The organism is Mycobacterium sp. IS-1590, assembly GCF_001500025.1.
In the GTDB taxonomy this organism is placed as follows: domain Bacteria; phylum Actinomycetota; class Actinomycetes; order Mycobacteriales; family Mycobacteriaceae; genus Mycobacterium.
In genome coordinates this window covers 211,681-229,655 of sequence record NZ_LQIW01000045.1, presented here as the reverse complement: position 1 = coordinate 229,655, position 17,975 = coordinate 211,681, and the positions used below count along the sequence as shown (strand labels likewise).

General features: G+C 65.7%; 18 protein-coding genes. 10 read left to right on the top strand and 8 right to left on the bottom strand.

Annotation, left to right across the window (positions count from 1 at the left end):
* The first annotated feature begins 84 nt into the window (after positions 1-84).
* The 9 genes from AU197_RS20480 (at position 85) to AU197_RS20440 (ending at position 9,456) form a co-directional block, all read left to right on the top strand.
* The gene (locus AU197_RS20480; protein WP_231745095.1) at positions 85-1,344 is read left to right on the top strand and encodes a hotdog family protein; all 1,260 of its coding nucleotides are present in this window, start codon (positions 85-87) and stop codon (positions 1,342-1,344) included.
* A 7-nt stretch (positions 1,345-1,351) separates the two neighbouring features.
* Positions 1,352-2,158, top strand: coding sequence for an enoyl-CoA hydratase/isomerase family protein (locus AU197_RS20475; RefSeq protein ID WP_064404872.1), 807 nt, complete (start codon positions 1,352-1,354; stop codon positions 2,156-2,158).
* Between the two features lie 7 nt (positions 2,159-2,165).
* A complete protein-coding gene (locus AU197_RS20470) occupies positions 2,166-3,413 on the top strand; it encodes an acyl-CoA dehydrogenase family protein (RefSeq protein WP_064404870.1) in 1,248 nt (415 codons plus the stop codon).
* Positions 3,410-4,222 carry an enoyl-CoA hydratase/isomerase family protein gene (locus AU197_RS20465; protein ID WP_064404868.1) on the top strand — a complete coding sequence of 271 codons (813 nt, stop codon included), beginning with the start codon at positions 3,410-3,412 and terminating at the stop codon, positions 4,220-4,222. Before AU197_RS20470 ends, AU197_RS20465 begins: the two co-directional genes overlap by 4 nt.
* Positions 4,219-5,019, top strand: coding sequence for an enoyl-CoA hydratase/isomerase family protein (locus AU197_RS20460; protein ID WP_064404866.1), 801 nt, complete (start codon positions 4,219-4,221; stop codon positions 5,017-5,019). Before AU197_RS20465 ends, AU197_RS20460 begins: the two co-directional genes overlap by 4 nt.
* Positions 5,016-6,461 carry a class I adenylate-forming enzyme family protein gene (locus AU197_RS20455; protein WP_064404864.1) on the top strand — a complete coding sequence of 482 codons (1,446 nt, stop codon included), beginning with the start codon at positions 5,016-5,018 and terminating at the stop codon, positions 6,459-6,461. Before AU197_RS20460 ends, AU197_RS20455 begins: the two co-directional genes overlap by 4 nt.
* A gap of 373 nt (positions 6,462-6,834) precedes the next feature.
* Complete coding sequence (locus tag AU197_RS20450; protein WP_064404862.1) at positions 6,835-7,428, top strand: SDR family oxidoreductase; 594 nt, start codon at positions 6,835-6,837, stop codon at positions 7,426-7,428.
* Positions 7,425-8,183: an SDR family NAD(P)-dependent oxidoreductase gene (locus AU197_RS20445; RefSeq protein ID WP_064404860.1), complete on the top strand. Its 759-nt coding sequence runs from the start codon at positions 7,425-7,427 to the stop codon at positions 8,181-8,183. The genes AU197_RS20450 and AU197_RS20445 overlap by 4 nt, the downstream gene beginning before the upstream one ends.
* Positions 8,184-8,277: 94 nt before the next feature.
* Positions 8,278-9,456: an amidohydrolase family protein gene (locus tag AU197_RS20440; RefSeq protein ID WP_064405088.1), complete on the top strand. Its 1,179-nt coding sequence runs from the start codon at positions 8,278-8,280 to the stop codon at positions 9,454-9,456.
* A 42-nt stretch (positions 9,457-9,498) separates the two neighbouring features.
* Here the strand turns inward: AU197_RS20440 and AU197_RS20435 are convergent, their stop codons facing one another.
* The 5 genes from AU197_RS20435 to AU197_RS20415 form a co-directional block, all read right to left on the bottom strand.
* A complete protein-coding gene (locus AU197_RS20435) occupies positions 9,499-9,993 on the bottom strand; it encodes a nuclear transport factor 2-like protein (protein WP_231745094.1) in 495 nt (164 codons plus the stop codon).
* 71 nt (positions 9,994-10,064) lie between these two features.
* On the bottom strand, positions 10,065-11,018 hold the full coding sequence (locus tag AU197_RS20430; protein WP_064404857.1) for an LLM class flavin-dependent oxidoreductase: 954 nt from the start codon (positions 11,016-11,018) through the stop codon (positions 10,065-10,067).
* Between the two features lie 8 nt (positions 11,019-11,026).
* Positions 11,027-11,860, bottom strand: coding sequence for an SDR family NAD(P)-dependent oxidoreductase (locus AU197_RS20425; RefSeq protein ID WP_231745092.1), 834 nt, complete (start codon positions 11,858-11,860; stop codon positions 11,027-11,029).
* Positions 11,857-12,258 carry a nuclear transport factor 2 family protein gene (locus AU197_RS20420; protein ID WP_064404855.1) on the bottom strand — a complete coding sequence of 134 codons (402 nt, stop codon included), beginning with the start codon at positions 12,256-12,258 and terminating at the stop codon, positions 11,857-11,859. Before AU197_RS20420 ends, AU197_RS20425 begins: the two co-directional genes overlap by 4 nt.
* Positions 12,255-13,307 carry a zinc-binding dehydrogenase gene (locus AU197_RS20415; RefSeq protein WP_064404853.1) on the bottom strand — a complete coding sequence of 351 codons (1,053 nt, stop codon included), beginning with the start codon at positions 13,305-13,307 and terminating at the stop codon, positions 12,255-12,257. The genes AU197_RS20420 and AU197_RS20415 overlap by 4 nt, the downstream gene beginning before the upstream one ends.
* A 96-nt stretch (positions 13,308-13,403) precedes the next feature.
* Between AU197_RS20415 and AU197_RS20410 the strand changes: the two genes are divergently transcribed.
* Positions 13,404-14,291, top strand: a complete 888-nt coding sequence (locus AU197_RS20410; RefSeq protein WP_064404852.1) for an IclR family transcriptional regulator — start codon at positions 13,404-13,406, stop codon at positions 14,289-14,291.
* On the opposite strand, the gene AU197_RS20405 is transcribed toward AU197_RS20410, so the two are convergent.
* From AU197_RS20405 to AU197_RS20395, 3 genes are read right to left on the bottom strand one after another with little or no spacing between them, the layout of a single operon-like run.
* Positions 14,254-15,789 (bottom strand): class I adenylate-forming enzyme family protein, encoded by a 1,536-nt coding sequence (locus AU197_RS20405; protein WP_064404850.1) that lies wholly within the window; start codon positions 15,787-15,789, stop codon positions 14,254-14,256. The two genes, AU197_RS20410 and AU197_RS20405, sit on opposite strands and share 38 nt — an antisense overlap.
* On the bottom strand, positions 15,789-16,988 hold the full coding sequence (locus AU197_RS20400; RefSeq protein ID WP_064404848.1) for an acyl-CoA dehydrogenase family protein: 1,200 nt from the start codon (positions 16,986-16,988) through the stop codon (positions 15,789-15,791). Before AU197_RS20400 ends, AU197_RS20405 begins: the two co-directional genes overlap by 1 nt.
* Positions 16,985-17,971, bottom strand: a complete 987-nt coding sequence (locus AU197_RS20395; protein WP_064404846.1) for an acyl-CoA dehydrogenase family protein — start codon at positions 17,969-17,971, stop codon at positions 16,985-16,987. Before AU197_RS20395 ends, AU197_RS20400 begins: the two co-directional genes overlap by 4 nt.
* Positions 17,972-17,975 lie beyond the last annotated feature (4 nt).

Genomic DNA, 17,975 nt, shown 5'->3' with positions numbered 1-17,975 from the left:
CCGTTTTTCGGGTATCTTAATTTCCGCCGACGTCCGCGGGACGATATGTGCCGAACTGAGGAGGCCCCAACTGAGGAGGCATGCGTGACCCAGTCCTCGGCAACGGGCCAGATCACGGATGAGGGTCTGGCCAGGTTGCGCGCCCGCATCGGCGTGGCCGTCCCGCACACTCAGCCCCCGCATTACCGCCGGCCCAACGAGGACACGTTCCGGATCGTGGCGGAAAGCTACGGCGACGCGAACCCGCTGTGGTGCGATCCCGAGTATGCGACGAAGTCGGTCTGGGGTGAACCGATCGCGCCGCCCGCGCTGATCGGCGGTGACACATTGATCGGCGAGGACGAGGTCACCGAAATCTCCCAGGAGGACCGGGAGCTGACCACCGGCGACCCGCTGCGCGGTGTTCACGCCTTCTATGGCGGGTCGTCGCGCGAGTGGTGGGCGCCGCTGCGCGCGAACCGGCGAGTCTTCCGGCGCAACGCCCTTGTCGCCGCGCTGGACAAGAGCAGTGAGTTCGCCACCCGGGCCGTGCATGAATGGTCGGCGCAGGTGTTTTCCGATGACGTCGGTGTCATCCTCGGCGGCCAGTACCGGAACATGATCCGCACCGAGCGCAGCAAGGCCAGGGGACGCAAAAAGTACGAAGACGTCGACGTCAAGACCTGGAGCGCCGACGAGATCGCCGAGATCGACGCGCGGTACGCCCGCGAGGCGCCGCGAGGCGCCGAACCGCGTTGGTGGGAGGACGTCGCGGAGGGCGACGAGATCGGCACGCTCACCAAGGGTCCACTCACCGTCACCGACATGGTGTGTTGGCACGTCGGAATGGGCATGGGCATGTACGGCGTGCGGCCCCTGAGGCTGGCCTGGCAGAACAAGCAACGGATTCCGCGGTTCTACACACCCAACGAGCACGGAGTCCCCGACGCCCAACAGCGTGTGCACTGGGACCCGAGCGCCGCGCGCAACGCGGGCAACCCGACGACATTCGACTACGGTCGCATGCGCGAGACATGGCTCATCCATCTGTGCACCGACTGGATGGGCGACGATGCCTGGCTGTGGAAATTGGACTGTGAGTTCCGGCTGTTCAACTACGTCGGCGATCTGCACACCATCACCGGCACCGTCACCCGCAAGTACCTGGCCGACGGGGACCGTCCGGCCGTGGATCTGGACCTTGCGGCGACCAATCACCGCGGTCAGGTCACCACGCCGGGACACGCCACAATTCTGTTGCCCAGCAGGCAGCGGGGCCCAGTACGCCTGCCGGAACCGCCCGGCGGGGCGACCGACCTCGCCGATCTGCTGGTGGCCGTCTCAAACCGATTCGCCGAACATTGAGCCGGCCGTGACGTATCCGAGCGTTCCCGGGCTCCGGGCCGAACAACAGGGCCCGGTTCTGCGGCTGACCCTGGACCGGGCGGAACGCCGCAACGCGGTCAACGACACCATGCTCGACGCGATGATCGGGTACCTGGCCCGGTGCGGCACCGACGAATCGGTTCGCGTCATCCGCATCGACGCCGAAGGGCCGGACTTTTGCGCCGGCGCTGATCTGGTGGCCAACAACGCCAAGTCGGAACGTAAACCGCGCGTGGGGAGCACGCAGCGGCGGCTGCCCAACAAGGCCAACAGGCTCATCCCCTTACTGCTCGAAACTCAGGTGCCCGTCGTCACTGTGGTCCGCGGCTGGGCGGCCGGCCTGGGTTTCCACCTCGCCTTGGCGTCCGACTTCTGCCTGGCGGCCTCGGACGCGGTGTTCTGGGAACCGTTCATGGCGCGCGGCTTCACGCCCGACAGCGGTGCGGCCTGGCTGCTGCCTCGACTCGTCGGGATGGTGCGCACCCGCCAGCTGTTGATGCTCGGCGAGGAACTGTCCGGAGCCACCGCCGCGCAATGGGGCATCATCCACGGCGCCTGCCCTGGCACTGAACTCGAGGGTGTGGCAACGGATTTCGTCAATCAGCTCGCCGCCGCCCCCACGGTGGCGCTCGGCCTCACCAAGTGGCTGCTGCACAGCGGCAACGGCCTGGATCTCGATCGGCATCTCCAGAACGAGGCGATGGCCCTCGAATTGTCCAGTCGCAGCGAGGACTTCAAGGAGGGCCTGGCGGCCTTCCGGGACAAGCGTCCGGCGGAATTCAAAGGTCGTTGAGCCCGACATGACGGCCTTACCGATCAGCGCGGACACCCCCGTCGACGACGCCGTCGAGGTGGTGCGGCAGTGGGTCGAGGCGGAGGTGCCGACCCGATGGCGCGCAGCGGCGGCCGAGGGCCCCGCCGCCATGAGAGCCGCGCGGAACCCCGCCGATTACCGGCGGTGGTACCCGACCTTCGCCCGAAGCGGCCTGGTGGCGCCGACTTGGCGCCCCGAACACGGCGGTCTCGGTATCGGCAACGACGTGGCTCGCGCCATCGATAGCGTGCTCGCGCCGCTGCGACTGACCCGGCTCAATCCGTTGGGCCTCAACAACGCCGCCGCGGCGCTCTTCAGCCACGGCACCGAAGAGCAACGGCGACGCTTTCTACCGCCCATCGTCCGAAACGAGGAGAAGTGGTGTCAGCTCTTCAGCGAGCCCGGCGCGGGCTCAGACCTCGCGTCGCTGGCGACCCGCGCGGTGCGCGACGGCGACCAGTGGGTGATCTCCGGACAGAAGGTGTGGACGACATGGGCGGATGAAGCGGACTTCGCGATCCTGCTCGCCCGCACCGATCCCGATCAGCCGAAACACAAAGGCATCACGTACTTTCTGCTCGACATGCACCAACCGGGTGTCGAGGTGCGGCCACTGCGCCAAATCACCGGTGAGGCGGAATTCAACGAGGTCTTCCTCGACGGCGCACGGGTGCCCGACGCTCACCGGGTCGGAGAGGTCAACGACGGATGGCGGGTCAGTGCGTCGACCTTGTCGAGTGAGCGTCAGATGGTGTCGGGCTCCGGATCGGGCGGCATGGGCCGGCTCGGCGGGTCCAGTGCGGAACGGCTGATCTCATTGGCCAGAGAAACCAGCCGATGGGACGACCCCGTGATACGCAACAAGATCATGCGGCTCTGGGCTCACGAACAGATACGGGGATGGACCAACGCCCGTGTCCGCGCGGCACTCTCGGCAGGGCAGTCCCCTGGCGCTGCTTCCTCGATCGGCAAGGTCCACCAAGCCACGCTCAACCAGCAGATCCAGGATCTCATGGTCGACCTGCTGGGCACCGCCGCGGTGGCGTGGGCCGCCACCGACGATCCGGATGCGATGCCCCGCGAGGTGCAGGGCATGATGCGCAGCCTCGCCAACAGCACCGAGGGTGGCACCACCGACATCAACAAGAACATCCTCGGCGAGCGCGTACTGGGGTTACCCAGGGAGCCGGACCCGTGGAAAGGGAAGCCCTGGAGGGAGATTCCGCGCTCTTGACCGAATACGAGCGGTTGGTCGTCGACAGATCGGACGGCATCGGGTGGCTTGTGCTGAATCGGCCCGACGCCGGCAATGCGTTCGACGCTTTGATGCTCGACGAACTCGAGGCCGCGTGGGCACAGCTGGATGCCGACCCCGACGTGCACGTGATCGTCAACGTCGCGAACGGCAAGGCGTTCTGCACCGGCATGGACGTAGTCCAGGTTGCCCGCGACAAACAGGCCATGCGACGTCATTCACGCCGAACCCGCGACGCTGAGCTGAAGATCTCCTCGTGGCACTGCGGCGTGTGGAAGCCGGTGATCGCGGCGGTGAACGGAGTGTGCGCGGGAGGAGGCTTACATCTGGTCGCCGATGCCGACATCGTCATCGCGGCAGAGGAGGCGACATTCGTCGACCCGCATGTCTCGGTGGGGCAGGCGGTCGCGTATGAGGCGATCACCCTGCTACGGAAGTCGCCGATGGAGGCAATCACCCGAATGACGTTGAGCGGCAAGGGTGAGCGGATCTCCGCTCAACGCGCATACGAGTTGGGCATCGTCTCGCAGGTGGTGGCGGCCGGTGAGCTACGGGCTGCGGCCGCAGGGTTGGCGGGCGCGATCGCGACCAACTCACCCACCGCGATGCGGGCCACCAAAAAGGCGCTGTGGCATTCCCTGGAAGTCGGACTGTCGGAGGCCAAGGCGACGGCCACGGAGGAGATCTGGCGGCTGCGGAACCACCCGGACCATGCCGAGGGAATAAGGGCCTGGCGGGAAAAGCGCCCGGCCGACTGGCAACCGCTTCAACCGGTGGAGGCTTCGTGAGCTATCAGAGGTTGATCGTCGAACGCCGCGGCCCCGTCGGCTGGATCATCAACAACCGGCCCGACCGGCTCAACGCCTACGACGCGCTGATGCGCAAGGAATTCCCCGCCGCATGGGCCGAGTTGAACACCGATCCCGACGTGCGGGTGATCGTGCACACCGGCAACGGCAGGGCCTTTCAGGTCGGTGCCGACGTCGACGATCTCGACGGCGAGGGGATCAAGCAGTACCAGGAAACGATGCAGTCGCTGGACCTGAAGCTGACCGGATGGCATTGCGACGTGGGTAAACCCGTCATCACCGCCGTCAACGGGGTGTGCGCCGGCGGGGGCCTGCACTGGGTCGCCGACGCCGACATCGTCATCGCGGCGTCGGATGCCACATTCGTCGACCCTCACGTATCCATCGGCCAGGTCAGCGCCCTGGAGACGATCGCGCTGATGCGCAAGATGCCCGCCGAGGCGGTGTTACGAATGGCACTGGTCGGCAGCCACGAACGGCTCACCGCGCAGCGCGCATATGAACTGGGCATGATCAGCCAGATCGTCGACCCGCCGGACAAACTGCGCGATGTCGCGCAAGAGCTCGCGGAGAAGATCGCGAGGAACTCACCCGCCGCGATGCGGGCCACCAAGCGCGCCCTCTGGGGAGCGCTCGAGCACGGCCTGACCGACGCCTGCCGTGAGGGGGCCAAACACCTGACGTCGATGTGGGGCCATCCGGACCAGGACGAGGGTCCGAAAGCGTTCGCCGACAAACGAACACCGGGTTGGCTGCCACTGGAGCCGGAATCGTGACCCTCTCCGACCTGCTGGACAACCTGCCGGACGTCGCAGTGCACACACTGGCCGTCGACGTCTCCCGCTCGGACCTGACCGCGAGCGCAGACCGCCTGGCGGCGGATCTCACCGAGTCCGGGCTCGTGACCGGTCAGGTGGTCGCGGCGATGCTGCCCAACGACGCCACCACCGTCGCGGCGCTGTTCGGTGTCTGGCGCTGCGGTGGTGTCTACACACCGCTCAACCCCAGGGCTGCAGACGCTGAGGTGGCCGCCCAGCTGCAAACCCTCGATCCGGCCGCTCTGATAACGACACCCGAACTGGCCCATCGCTTCTCAGCGTTTGGGTTACCGGTCGTCACCGGGTCGGACCTGGCGTGGACGCGCGCGCCACACTCCAAAACGGCCGAGGAGGCCCGGCGGTACGACGGCGATGTGGCGCTGCTGCAGTTCACCTCGGGGACGACAGGTCCGCCGAAGCCGGTGCCGCTGCGCCACTCCACGGTGCTGGACCTGATCGACCGCTTGCTGGAGAAACTTCGTGGGACGAAGCGCGGCCCCCGGAATGTGGCGCCGATGCCGAACCTGGTGCCGCTCTCACTGTCGTTGTGGGCCGGTATCTACCAGGTGCTCTTCGCCTTTCGCGCGGGCTCCGGGGTCGTGTTGATGGACAAGTTCTCGGCCCCGGACTTCGCAGCGCTGGTGAAGCGCCACCAACTGCGATCCACGGTCCTGCCACCCGCCGCGTTGACGATGGTGCTCCACGACGATTCGGTGACCGACCTGTCCCCCCTGAAGATCGTCCGCTCCATCACCGCTCCCCTGTCCCCCGTCCACGCGGCCCGCTTCCGCGACAAGTTCGGTGTGCTCGTACTGAACTCCTACGGCCAAACGGAACTCGGGGGCGAGGTCGTCGGATGGTCGGCTGCCGACGCCCGCGAGTGGGGGGAGACGAAGCTCGGTTCCGTCGGACGCCCCCTTCCGGGCATCGACGTCACGATCGTCGACGACGAGGTCATGGTCCGCACACCGACGACGGCCGCCCGCAAGATCGACCCCACGTTCCTCGACAGACTCACCGATGACGGGTGGTTTCACACCGGTGACCTCGGTTGGTTCGACGACGACGGATTCCTGTGGCTCGACGGGCGCGTTTCGGACATGATCAACCGCGGCGGGCTCAAGGTGTTCCCGGGCACCGTCGAAGAGGTGCTTCTGGCCGCCGACCGCGTGCGGGAGGCCGCTGTGGTGGGAGTCTCCGACGAGCGGCTCGGTGAGGTTCCGTGGGCTTTCGTCGTGCGCGCCGACGAACGGGTCAGCGAGGATGAGCTGATCGCGTGGTGTCGCGAGCGCCTGACCCCTTACCGGGTCCCCGTGCGGGTGATGTTCGTCGAGCGGCTGCCGCGCAATGACGTCGGCAAGGTGGTCAAGCGCGAGCTTCTCACCCTCGCCGACGCATGATCCGGCGCCGGCACGGCTGACCGGTGGCCTCGTCGAGTCGGTCTGAAGACGTAGCTTCTCGTTTGTGAGAATGGTGTTACTCTCGTTCGGCGTTGCGCTTTTACGGACGAAGGAGCCGGCGATGTGGCAGGAGCTGGTGCGGCTGACCGTGACCTGGGTCGTGATGCGCCGTAGATGAAGATCTGAAACGCGATCAAACCGCGCTTACGGCGTCGATCCTGATACACCATCGATCGGCGCGTCGTTGCGCCGAACGCGTCTGCTCCTGGTGCCGAGTGGGGCATCCAGCCCAAGCCCAGGTACGAAAGCATCGGGTTCCGCGAACTGGTCAGGATCCACGAAGAACGCGTGGCATCTGCGCCGAGCCGTTGACGTGACCTCCTCCACCGTGGTGACGGGTCTGCCCGGCTCGCTATTGCACACGCTCGCAACGGCACTCGATGCGGTCACCGTGGCTCCGGGAGGCCAGCTACCGACGGATGTCGAGCGTGTGGTCATCATCGCCGACCCCTGCCCGCGGCCGGTGGACGTTGTAGCTGTAGGCGGCGATGATTGGCATCGCCTCGTCGACGAATCGATGTGGCGTGCGCTCACCGCGCTGCAACACGCACGGGCAGCTTTGTCGGCCGGCGGGCGAATCGTCGCCGTCGTTCCCACGATCGGGATCGCGGGCGCCGCAGGGTTCGTCGCGTATACAACCGCGGTCGAGGGCATCCGGGCCATGGTGAAATCTGCTGCCCGGCAGTGGGCTTCGCACGGCATCGGTGCCAATCTCGTCGCCGTGCCCTTGCCCATGTTCTCCGGCGACGCGACCGCGGCTGGGCATCTGACCGCCGCGGCCGTCCCAGACGATTCGACCCTGATGCACGCCGTCGCCGAGTCGGTGAAATTCCTGCTGCGACCCGACCTCGACCACCTCGCCGGAGAGACACTCGTCGCCGACGGTGGATCGGTGATGCTGCCGTGAACCTCGCCGGCTTGACCGCCATGGTCACCGGCGCCGGCGGCGGGGTGGGCCGCGGCATCGCGATGGCCCTGGCCTCCGAGGGAGCCCACGTTCTTGTCGCTGCGAGGTCCGAGACCGGACAGGCGGTCGTCGACGATATTGCCGCACGAGGTCAGCACGCGACGTGGGCGCGCTGCGACGTGACCGACTCCGACTCCGTTGCCCAAGCCGTCGACCTCGCCGTGACGGCGACCGGACGACTCGACGCGGTGGTGCACAACGCCACGAGCAGTATGTCCAGCCAACCGCACCAGTTGACCGACGTCGACCGCGCGCTGTGGACTCAGCACTCTTCGGTCTCGCTGGGCGGTGCGCATCATTGCGCGGTCTCCGCCTTCCCCGCGCTCAGGAAGGGTGGCGGGACATTCCTCGTGATGACCTCGCCGGCGGGCATGGAAGGCAGTGCGACGCTGCCGCTCTACGCCACGATGAAGGGCGCACTGCGCGGCTTCGCCAAGAGCCTGGCGCGGGAGTGGGCTCCGCATGCCATCACCGTCAACGTTGTGTCGCCCCTGGCGTATTCGCCCGCGATGACCGCAGCCATCGAGGCCGAGCCGGCCATGGAAGGGCGCCTGGCGCGGCGGATCCCCCTGGGGCGCATCGGCGACCCGCAGCGCGATATCGGTGCCGCCGTTTCCTTCCTCGTCGGCCCTGCGGCGCGCTACGTCACCGGACAGACATTGGGTGTCGACGGCGGTCACTACACAAATCTCTAGGGGCTGCCCCCAACGAACGTCGAGGGCCTCCTCGGCACCGTATACTGCCGTTTGCTATCTTGAGAATTCATATTCTCAGCTGTTGGAGGTGCTGATGGATGACTCAAGAGCGTTCGAAGTTTGGGATGCCGACAACCACATGTACGAGACCATCGACGCCTACACGCGGTACCTGCCTGAGAAGTACTCGGAAGCGCTGAAGTTCGTCGACGTCAAGGGCCGCAAGAAGCTGCAGATCCTCGGGGTCATCACCGAGACCATCCCCAATCCGACCTACGAGGTGATTCCGACCCCCGGCGCGTGGGCCGACTATTTCCGGGGCGTGAATCCGGAAGGCAAGACGTTGCGGGAGCTGGCCGAGCCCATCCGGTGTCCCGACGAGTTCCGCCGCCCCGATCTGCGGCTGGCGTTGATGGACCGTCAGGGTGTCGACGGCGCCGTGATGTTTCCTACCACCGCCGGCATGCTCGAGGAGCGGACGAAATCCGACACCGAGCTGACGCATGCGGTGACGCACGCCTTCAACCGCTGGCTGCTCGAGGACTGGACGTTCAACTACCAGAACCGGATCTTCCCTGTCCCGGCCATCTCGCTCAACGACCCCGCGCTGGGTGTCAGAGAGCTCGAATGGTGCCTGGACAACGGCGCCAAGACGGTACTGATCCGTCCCGCCCCGGTTCCGCGCGAAGACGGCACGTCGCGCTCGGCCGCTCTGCCCGAGTTCGATGACTTCTGGCGACTGGTCGAGTCGTCGGGCATCTCGGTGCAGATGCACAATTCGGACTCCGGCTATGAGCGCTACGTCGACGACTGGGAGGACCCGGCGGAGTTCAACGGATTCGCGCTGAGCAAGCTGCGCGGCTTCATCTACGAGGAGAGCCGCAATATCTTCGATACCCTCGCTGCCTTCATCGCTCACGGGGTGTTCGAGCGCTTTCCCGGGGTACGCATCGGGGTGATCGAGAACGGGGGCTCCTGGGCACACCGCTTGTTCGATGTCTTCGACCGCGTCTATCACAAGCGGCCGTACGACTTCAGCGAGCATCCCAGCGACGTCTTCCGTAGACATGTTTGGGTGAACCCGTTCCATGAGGAAGACATGTCGCACCTCATCGACATTCTCGGCGCCGACCGTGTGATGTTCGGTTCGGACTACCCGCATCCAGAAGGCCTCGCCGAACCGGCGGATTTCGTCAAGGAACTCGAGGGGCTGCCCGCCGAGACCACCGCCCGGGTGATGGGCGGCAACCTCAAACAACTGATCGGCGTCTAACCGAGTTCGCCGACCGCTGACAGCAGTCTGCTGGCTAGGGCATCAGCTATCGACAGCGCCCTCACGCAGAAAGTTCACGGTGTATTGCTGGCTCGTCAAACCCTTCGCTTCGAGTCCGACGAGCGAAAGCAACTGCTCCCACTTGTCGGGGTCGACGAACCAGTCCCAACGGGTCACCTTGCCATCCTCGTTGACCCAGATGTAGTCCCGCTCCCGCAGTTCCAACACCGTGCCGTCGGCGAGCGTCCCCGCGTAGGTGTCGCAGGACGAGAAGCCCCAGTCTCCGGCAATACATTCGAACGGACTGACGAGGCGATAGTCCGGCATGTGCTTCCACCACATGCGCCATTCCGCGGTGAGCATGTCACCGTCGGGCGCGTACTTGGCCATGGCCGCCGCGACCTCGTCAGAGAACATCTCGGCTGCCGACTGGCGGGCACCATCGTTGAAATGGGGACTCATCATCACGTAATCGGCTGCAAATACGAAGTTCTCACCAAAATTCACGTGGCGGGCCGCGGTCGATGGGTTTGGCATAGCCCTCCCATTTCTGGAAGGCAATCTCTTCGTTGACGGCTACGCGATCGCTGCTCATGTCTTCCTCTCCACTAGCCCAGCTCGGCGAATGTCTTCAAGTACCGCCACGCAATATCGGGTGGTATGCCACCACAAAGCGGATTGATATTGAACACTTCGCCTGCGGCAAGGCGAGCCTTCGCTTCATCGACCGACAGGATCACATGCGACGACGTCTTGCGAAGCTCGTCGACGGTCTTGGCGGTGGTGATGTTGGCCGATACGGTGTTGTCAGGGTTCCAATCCGCGTACGCCATCGCATCGTGCAGAAGGTACTCGCCGATCTCCTCCCACGCGGCGTCGACATCGTCGGCGACGAAACAGTTGGTGGCGGCGTTGCGGTCGGGGATCAAGATGAATCCGGGCTCGAACCCGTTGTCGCGGCATGCCTTCTCGTAGGCCTCCTGCATACCGGGTACCCCGCCGTTGGCAAGTAGCCCGAGACCGTTCCGCCCGGCGCGCCGAGCGGCAGCAAGGCTGGCCCCACCCCAGCTCATCATGGGACCATCCGGTGTGCGAGGTCGTGGTGTCACCTTCATCCGGCGACCCTCGTACTCGATTTCCTCACCGGCCAACAAACGGCGCAACATGCCGAGTTTCTGGTCCGCGATCTTTCCACGCTCGGACAACGACAGGCCGAAATGCTCATACTCCTGCGCGCGGTAGCCGATTCCGAACACATAGGTGGCCCGTCCACCGCTGATGTGGTCCAGTACCGACATGTCCTCGGCCAGGCGTGCCACGTCATAGAAGGGAAGGAGAATCACCAAATTCAGCATGAGCTGCTTGGTCCGGGCGGCGATCGCCGAACCCAGCAGCAAGGGCGACGGTAGATAACCGTCGTCGGCACAATGGTGTTCGCACAACACCGCCGCTGCGCATCCTCGAGTTTCCGCCCATTCCGCCATGTCGCATGCTGCGGCGTACAACTCCGTCGGCGGGGCCCCGATCGACGGCGCGCGCATGTCGAAGCGAAGAGTGAACATCTCGGTGGCTAACTTCCCTCGCGGTCGTCGGTACCCATGACTTCGGCGGACATCTGCATGATCAATCGGACCACCTCGTTGCGAGACATGGACTTGAAGAGCTCAAAGGCCATCCGGACGTCATCGCCGGTGGCAATCGTCGGTCCGTTGCCAAGGTTGGCGAATGCCTCGTCGACGACGCTTGCGGCAGTGACCGCGCCCTCGGGAACCTCGTCGATGGACGCCAGGCGCCCGCGCTCGAACTCCAGCTTCCGCAGCGCCGGGGTATCTGTCATGCCGAGGACCAGTCCGAGCACATCGACACCCTTGTCGTGCAATTCCACCCACAAGCCCTCGGTGAACACCATGTCGAAGGCTTTGGTTGCGCCGTAAGCCACCATGTTTCGGCCACCGGCCAGTGCCGCACCCGACGTGAAGTTCACGATGCCACCCCTCCCCCGCTCGACCATCTGGCCTGCGAAGTGGTGACACAACCGCATCAACACCAGGCAATTGCGTTGCAACAGGTCTTCGGCTGCGGACACCGGATTGACAAGGAAGGGCTGGTAATTCGGATCACCGCCGGCGCAGTACACGAGCATGCCTATCTCGAGGTCATCGGTCGCCTCGATGACTCTTTGTGAAGCGTCAGGCTCGGTGAGGTCGACGGCGACTGTCCGCGTCTCGGCGTTGCTGCGCTCGCGGATTCCCTTGGCGACCTCGTCGAGCAAGTGCTGGCGACGGGCCACGAGCGTGACATTCACGCCCTCGCTCGCGAGACGCTCTGCGAACAGAGCACCGACACCGTCGGATGCGCCGACCAGCAGTGCCCACGGCCCATACTTCGCGGCGATGTCGGTCACGGTGCCGGCACCGCCGCCAGGCGAACGGACGTGTAGGAGCGACGGGCGATCCGCCAACCGTCCGCGGTCCATACGGCCTGGTCGTCGTAGTACCCGACAGGATTCGCACCCGATCCGTCCTCGAGGAGGATCAAGGCGTCGACATAGGTACGCATCGTGGCCGTGTCGCCGTCGATGCCGACGGCCTGATTGGACACGCGGTGCATGGTGTGGGCCGCCATGGCGTGCGCCGCCGCCATGAACTCGGCGACCGCGGCGCCGCCCGTCCATTGACCGACCTCGCCGTAGTCCACCTGCGCGTCGTCGGTGAAAACTTGGGTCAGCAGCGAGTACTGCTCCGTGTCGATCGCGGTCGCGTAGCGAATCGTCAGCTCGACGAGCTCGTCTCGATCACTCATATGCCGTCCCCGTTCGGGTGCACGATGATTCGCGGCGGCCCGTCGGATCTGCGCGCCTCGTCGAGTGCGCTGGGCACGTCATCAAGGCCGATGATTCTGCCGACGCTGGGCATCGGGTCGAGGCGTCCGTCGACGACCGCATCGAGTACGCCGTACCAGTCCTCCGGCATCGGCCCACCGCCGAAACGCAACGTCAATCCCTGGCGGGTTGCTTCGGTGATGTCCAGTGTGTCCCCCGTATACCAACCGCCTGCGCAATAGATGCGGGTGTAGAAGTCCGCCTCCGTGACGAGTGAGTTGATGAGGCCCGGGGCTCCTACGCATTCGAACACCACCGCCGTTCCGGACATGTGGTGTTGCCGGCGCACGTCGCGGAAGACGTCGAACACAGACTGTTCGGCAGGATCGTGCAGGACGTGTGCGCCGAATCCGGAGCGCGCCAGTTCGCGGCGGTCCGCGTTGTAGTCGGAGACGATGATCGGCTCGATACCGCGAGCAGACAGCGCCGCGACCGCCGACAGGCCGATGGCGCCAGCACCGACGACGATCGGAATCTCCCCGGGTTGAACGTCGGCGACACGCACGTAGTACTCGCCGACAGCGAAAGCGTCGACGAGGGCGATTGCGTCACTGGACACGGACCCGTTGATGACCCTCGCGGTCGCCTCCGACACCACGAGAAGTTCACCGAAGCTGCCCTGCGCCTCGGGATGCTGGCCGATGATGCGCAGACCACCGGTTCCGCCGTCCACCAACCGGATAGGCATGGAGGTCACCCGGGATCCGATCGGAAACGCGTCACCACAGCCGGGACCGTGTCCGATGACCTCGCCGACGAATTCGTGGCCCATGACGATGTCGCGGTCGGCGTCGTACAGTGATCGACCCGTCGGATCGTCGATGGCGAGTTCTGGATGGTCCATGAAATGGACATCGGACGCGCAGATTGCGGTGCTCAGCGTCTTCAACAGCAGGTCGTTCGGACCCGGGACTGGGTCGGCCGTCTCACGAACGGTCAATTCGCCGGCACGCAATACGACTGCACGCAATGGACGCAACCTTCGTCGGCTGATAATCTCGAATATTCGAGATTACTTCTTCGTATTTCAGAATCACCGTAAGATCCGGTCGAAAAGGAGTCAAGGGTGCAGGGGGCCGGTTCAGCTCCGACCGAGCGGGTGCTCGACATCATCGAAATCCTCAGCCGCAGTGATGCTCGTGGAATGCGGTTCACCGACGTCGTGCGACGACTCGACCTTTCCCAGGGGACCGCTCACGCCATCCTCACGAGCCTTCAGAATCGTGGGTGGGTCACCCGCGATCCCGTAACCAAAGAGTTCTATCTCGGTCCAGCGCTGGCCCTCATCGCGTCCCGCCTGGACGCCGCGCGTCCGACCGCTGCGGTCGCACGCGATGCCATCCGACGCCTCGCCGAAAAGACCGGCATGGCGGCCTCTGTCGTCGAGCGCATCGGCGACGACCTGGTTATCACCGCGTTCGAAAATCCGTCGGATTCACCGCCGGCGGCGCTTCCGAACGATCGGATCCCGTACACGCCGCCGTTCGGCATTGCCTGTGCGGCCTGGGATTCCGCAGCCGAACAGGAGGCATGGGTGCAACGCGGCGCCGCGGGGGATGCGTCTCTGGCCGACCGCCTACGCGCGGCGTTGACGCACACCCGCGGCCTGGGTTACGACGTCGACTGGATGACTCCGGCACTCGCGGAGGCGGTGCACGCCATCGGCACGCTGCCGGATGACTCCGTGCCGGGCAATCTGCGGTCGGTTGTCGACCAGCTTCGCGTCGAGTTCATCGCCACCAAGATGGTGCCCGATGAAAACCTGCGCGGCGCGCATTCGGTCGCGACGATCTCGGCTCCCGTGCTCGACTCGAACTCCCGAGTGCGACTGATCTTGGGTGTGCACCCGCTACGTCAGATGACCATCCGCGAAACCCGCAACGCGGCCGAGCCGCTGCTGCAGGAGATCGCACGCATCAGCGAGGAGCGAAGCGCGCACGCAACTCGTTCTTGAGAACCTTGCCCGTGAGATTGCGTGGGAGTTCGTCGACGACCTCGAGCCGCTCCGGTGCCTTGTGTTTACTCAAACCCAAGTCCTGACAGTGCTTTGCGAGATCGGACAGCGTGACGTCAGTGGTGGCCACCACGACCGCGCACACCCGTTCGCCGGTGCGCGGATCCGGCACCCCGATGACCGCGACGTCGGCGACGGCGGGATGGCTGGCCAACACGCCCTCGATCTCGAGTGCGGAGATGTTCTCCGCGTTGCGGATGATGGCGTCCTTGATGCGCCCGGTGATCGCGACGTTGCCGTCGTGGTCGATCCGGCCTCGGTCACCGGTGCGAAACCAGCCGTCGGCGTCGAAGGCGTCGGCGTCCAGCGACGCATCGACGTAGCCGAGGAAGCACTGCGGCCCCTTGAGTCGCAATTCTCCTTCCTCGCCCACCCCCACTTCGCGCTCGTTCTCGTCGACCACGCGTATCGAGACCCCCGGCACCGGCCGTCCGACGGTGTGGTCGAGAACCTCCGGTGCGCCGTCCGGCGGCGGCGAGGTCACCACCGGAAACTCGGTCAGGCCCCAGGAGTTCGCGATTCCCGCTACCGAAAGCGTCTCCCGTGCTTGGCGTCCCAGCTCGGGCGTGATCGGCGCACCTCCCCCGACACACCCGCGCAGATCGGGGAAGAGCGGCTCGGGGCCATGCTCGCGCTGCGCAGCCATATAGGCGACGAAGAAGGGGGTGGCCGAACCGAGCATCGTCGGACGGTGCGCGGCCACGGCCTTCGGCGTGGCGACCGGGTCGAAGGTGTCGAACAGGACCAGGCGCATACCGGTGAGCAGGCTGGCGGCCAGCATCGCGGCGCCGCCGATGTGCGAGACCGGAAACGCGATCGGGTTGATGTCGTTGTTCGAGGCACCGAACATGCCGACCACCCCGGCCGATCCGGCGATCACCGAGCGGTCACAGTGCCGGATACCCTTCGGCGCCGCGGTCGTGCCCGACGAGTAGTACACCCACCGCGCTTCCTCGGCGTCCTCCGGCGGCGTCGGCAGAAGCGCTGGATCACCCGACGGCAGCCGGAGTTCGCCGGTGATCGGCGCGCCGTGGTCGACCACCACGACCGTCATGGGTCGTTCGCGTATCAACTCGTCGGCGAGCGCGACATGGTCGAAGCCGCGCCAGACACCGGGAACGATGAACACCTCGGCACCGAGCTGTGCAGTGACGAAACGGATTTCGCTCTCGCGCCAGATCGGCAACACAGGATTCTGGACCGCGCCGAGACGGGTCAGCGACGCCATCACGACCATCGTCTCCAGGGTGGTCGGCAACTGCCACGTCACCACGGTGCCTCTGGTGACGCCATGTTCGAATAGCGCGGCGGCGGTGCGTTCCGCCGCATCGTGCAACTGGCTGTTGGTCAGGCTGCGACCGTAGTCGTCGACGAGTACGACGCGGTCGGGGTGGTTCTGGGCCGCCGCTTGGATCAAACCCCAATAGGTTTGCGCCATCAGTGCGTCGGCAGCAGGAGGCGTCGTTTGGCCAGGATGTTGCGCATCATTTCAGAGCTGCCCCCGGACACGGTGTATGCACGGGACCACAGCCAGCATTCTTTCAGACGCTGTTTGGCGAGCGCCACAGCCGGATCGGCGGCGACGGTGCAGACCATCGTCGACAGCTGCGCGCCGTAGGCCGAAACCCGGTGATACGTCTCGGCGAAGCTGAGCTTGGCGATGGAACCGTCGCCGGTCTGCTCGGCGCCGGCCACCAGCCGTTCGACATGGTCGTCGATGAAGGCTTTCGCGACCTCGACCTCGACGGCCAACTCGGCAACCTGGTGCCGGATGTCGGCGTGTTGCAGTGCCGGCATGTCATCGACGCGGCCGTGACGGGCCACCGTGACCAGATCGTCGATGAGAAGTTCGAGCAGGATTACGTTGCCGCCGATGCCGAACCGTTCGAAGTCCAGGCCCGCCATGATGATCGACCAGCCCTGGCTGGGCTGCCCGATCAGGCTGTCGGGAGGGATCGTCACATCGTCGAAGAAGACCTCGTTGACCTCGATCGCCTCGTTGATCGTGCGGATCGGCCGGATCTCGATGCCCGGTGAGGCCAACGGCACGATGAACGCTGACAGCCCGTGATGACGTGACGACGTCGGGTCGGTGCGGATCAGGGCCAAGCCCATGTCGGCCCAGTGCCCGTCGGTGATCCACGTCTTCTGCCCGTCGATCACCCATGACCCGTCGGGCCGCGGGGTGCCCTTACAGCGCACGGCTGCGATGTCGCTGCCCGCATCGGGCTCGCTGAGCAGCTGGCACCAGACGTGCTCGCTGCTCCGGATCGGCGGCAGCAGAGCGGATTTCTGCTCATCGGTTCCGAAACGCAGCAGCACGTGGGCGGCCAGGTTGACCTGATCGACGGGGCGCGGGGCGCGGGCACGCAGGATTTCCTCGGAGACGATCCGATCATGCAGGGGATGGTGATCGGGCCGGCCGCCGTATTCGACGGGCCAGTCCGCGCCGACGAATCCCGCGTCGAACAGCGAGGCGAACCATGTGCGCAGCAGTGCTTGCTGCTCGTCGGTCTCCGGTGCCCGGTGTCCCTCTCGGGCCTCGAACGGCGGTGCGTGCTCAGCGATGTGTGCCCGGACGCGGTCTCGGAACTCGACAAGTTCGGCCTCGGTGGGCCGGGTCCGCGGGGCGCTCACCAGCCGGCCCTGTCGGCGAACAGGGCGCGGCTGGAGCGCGCCGTGCCGAGTAGGCACGCGTTCGTGAACACCCGTCGTAGCTCATGATGCAGCGGGTATTCCCACGTGAATCCGATGCCGCCCGAAAGTTGCATGCACTCGTCGACGGCCGCCGTGGTGTTCGCCGCGATGAAGGAGTGCGCAACGACGGACAACGTGACCGCATCGCTCGTGGCGCTACCGGCGGACAGCGCGCGGGCAGCCTTGGTGAGGACGGCGCGGGCCTTGGCCTCGAACACCAACAGCTCGACCAAACGGTGTTGTACCGCCTGAAAACTCGCGATTGGCGCACCGAAGGCGGTTCGGTCCTTGAGATAGGTCACCAGCCGCTCGAAGGTGGCCGACAGTGCGCCGAGCGAATCCGCACTCAGCAGGATCCTGCCCAGAGCGAGTAGTTGCTCCGCTCGATCGGATCCACCGATGGTCACGTTCTGCGCACCGGAGAGTTCGACACGCCATACCGGCCGGTTGACGTCCAGCAGTTCGTCGTCGACTTCCCGCGGCAAGGTGTTGGCCGCCTCGAACAGCTGAATCCCGTTGGCGCCAAACGTGACAATGATGTCCACCGAGTCGGCGCCCGACACTCGCGTGACATCAGCGGCCAGGGCACACGCCGCCGCGCCCGTCCCATCGAGCATGGCGGGCAACCATCGGTCACGGGCTTCGGGTGGCGCCGAGCTCAGGGCCGCAGCAGCGATGACGCTGCCGAGCCAGTGCGTGGAGTTTCCCGACCGTCCGAGTTCCTCGGCGATCACCGTCGTCTCCACCGGGCGCCACCCACTGCCGCCGAGACCCTCGTCGACCAGTAGACCCGTCCAGTCCATCGCGGCGAGGTCTTTGAGGGAGTCGCGCGTTCCGCATCCGGCCAGGAAGTCTCGCGCCGCGCCACGTACCAGTTCGATGTCGACCGCATCGTCGAGGGCGGCATCTCCCTCAGTGCCCACCGGT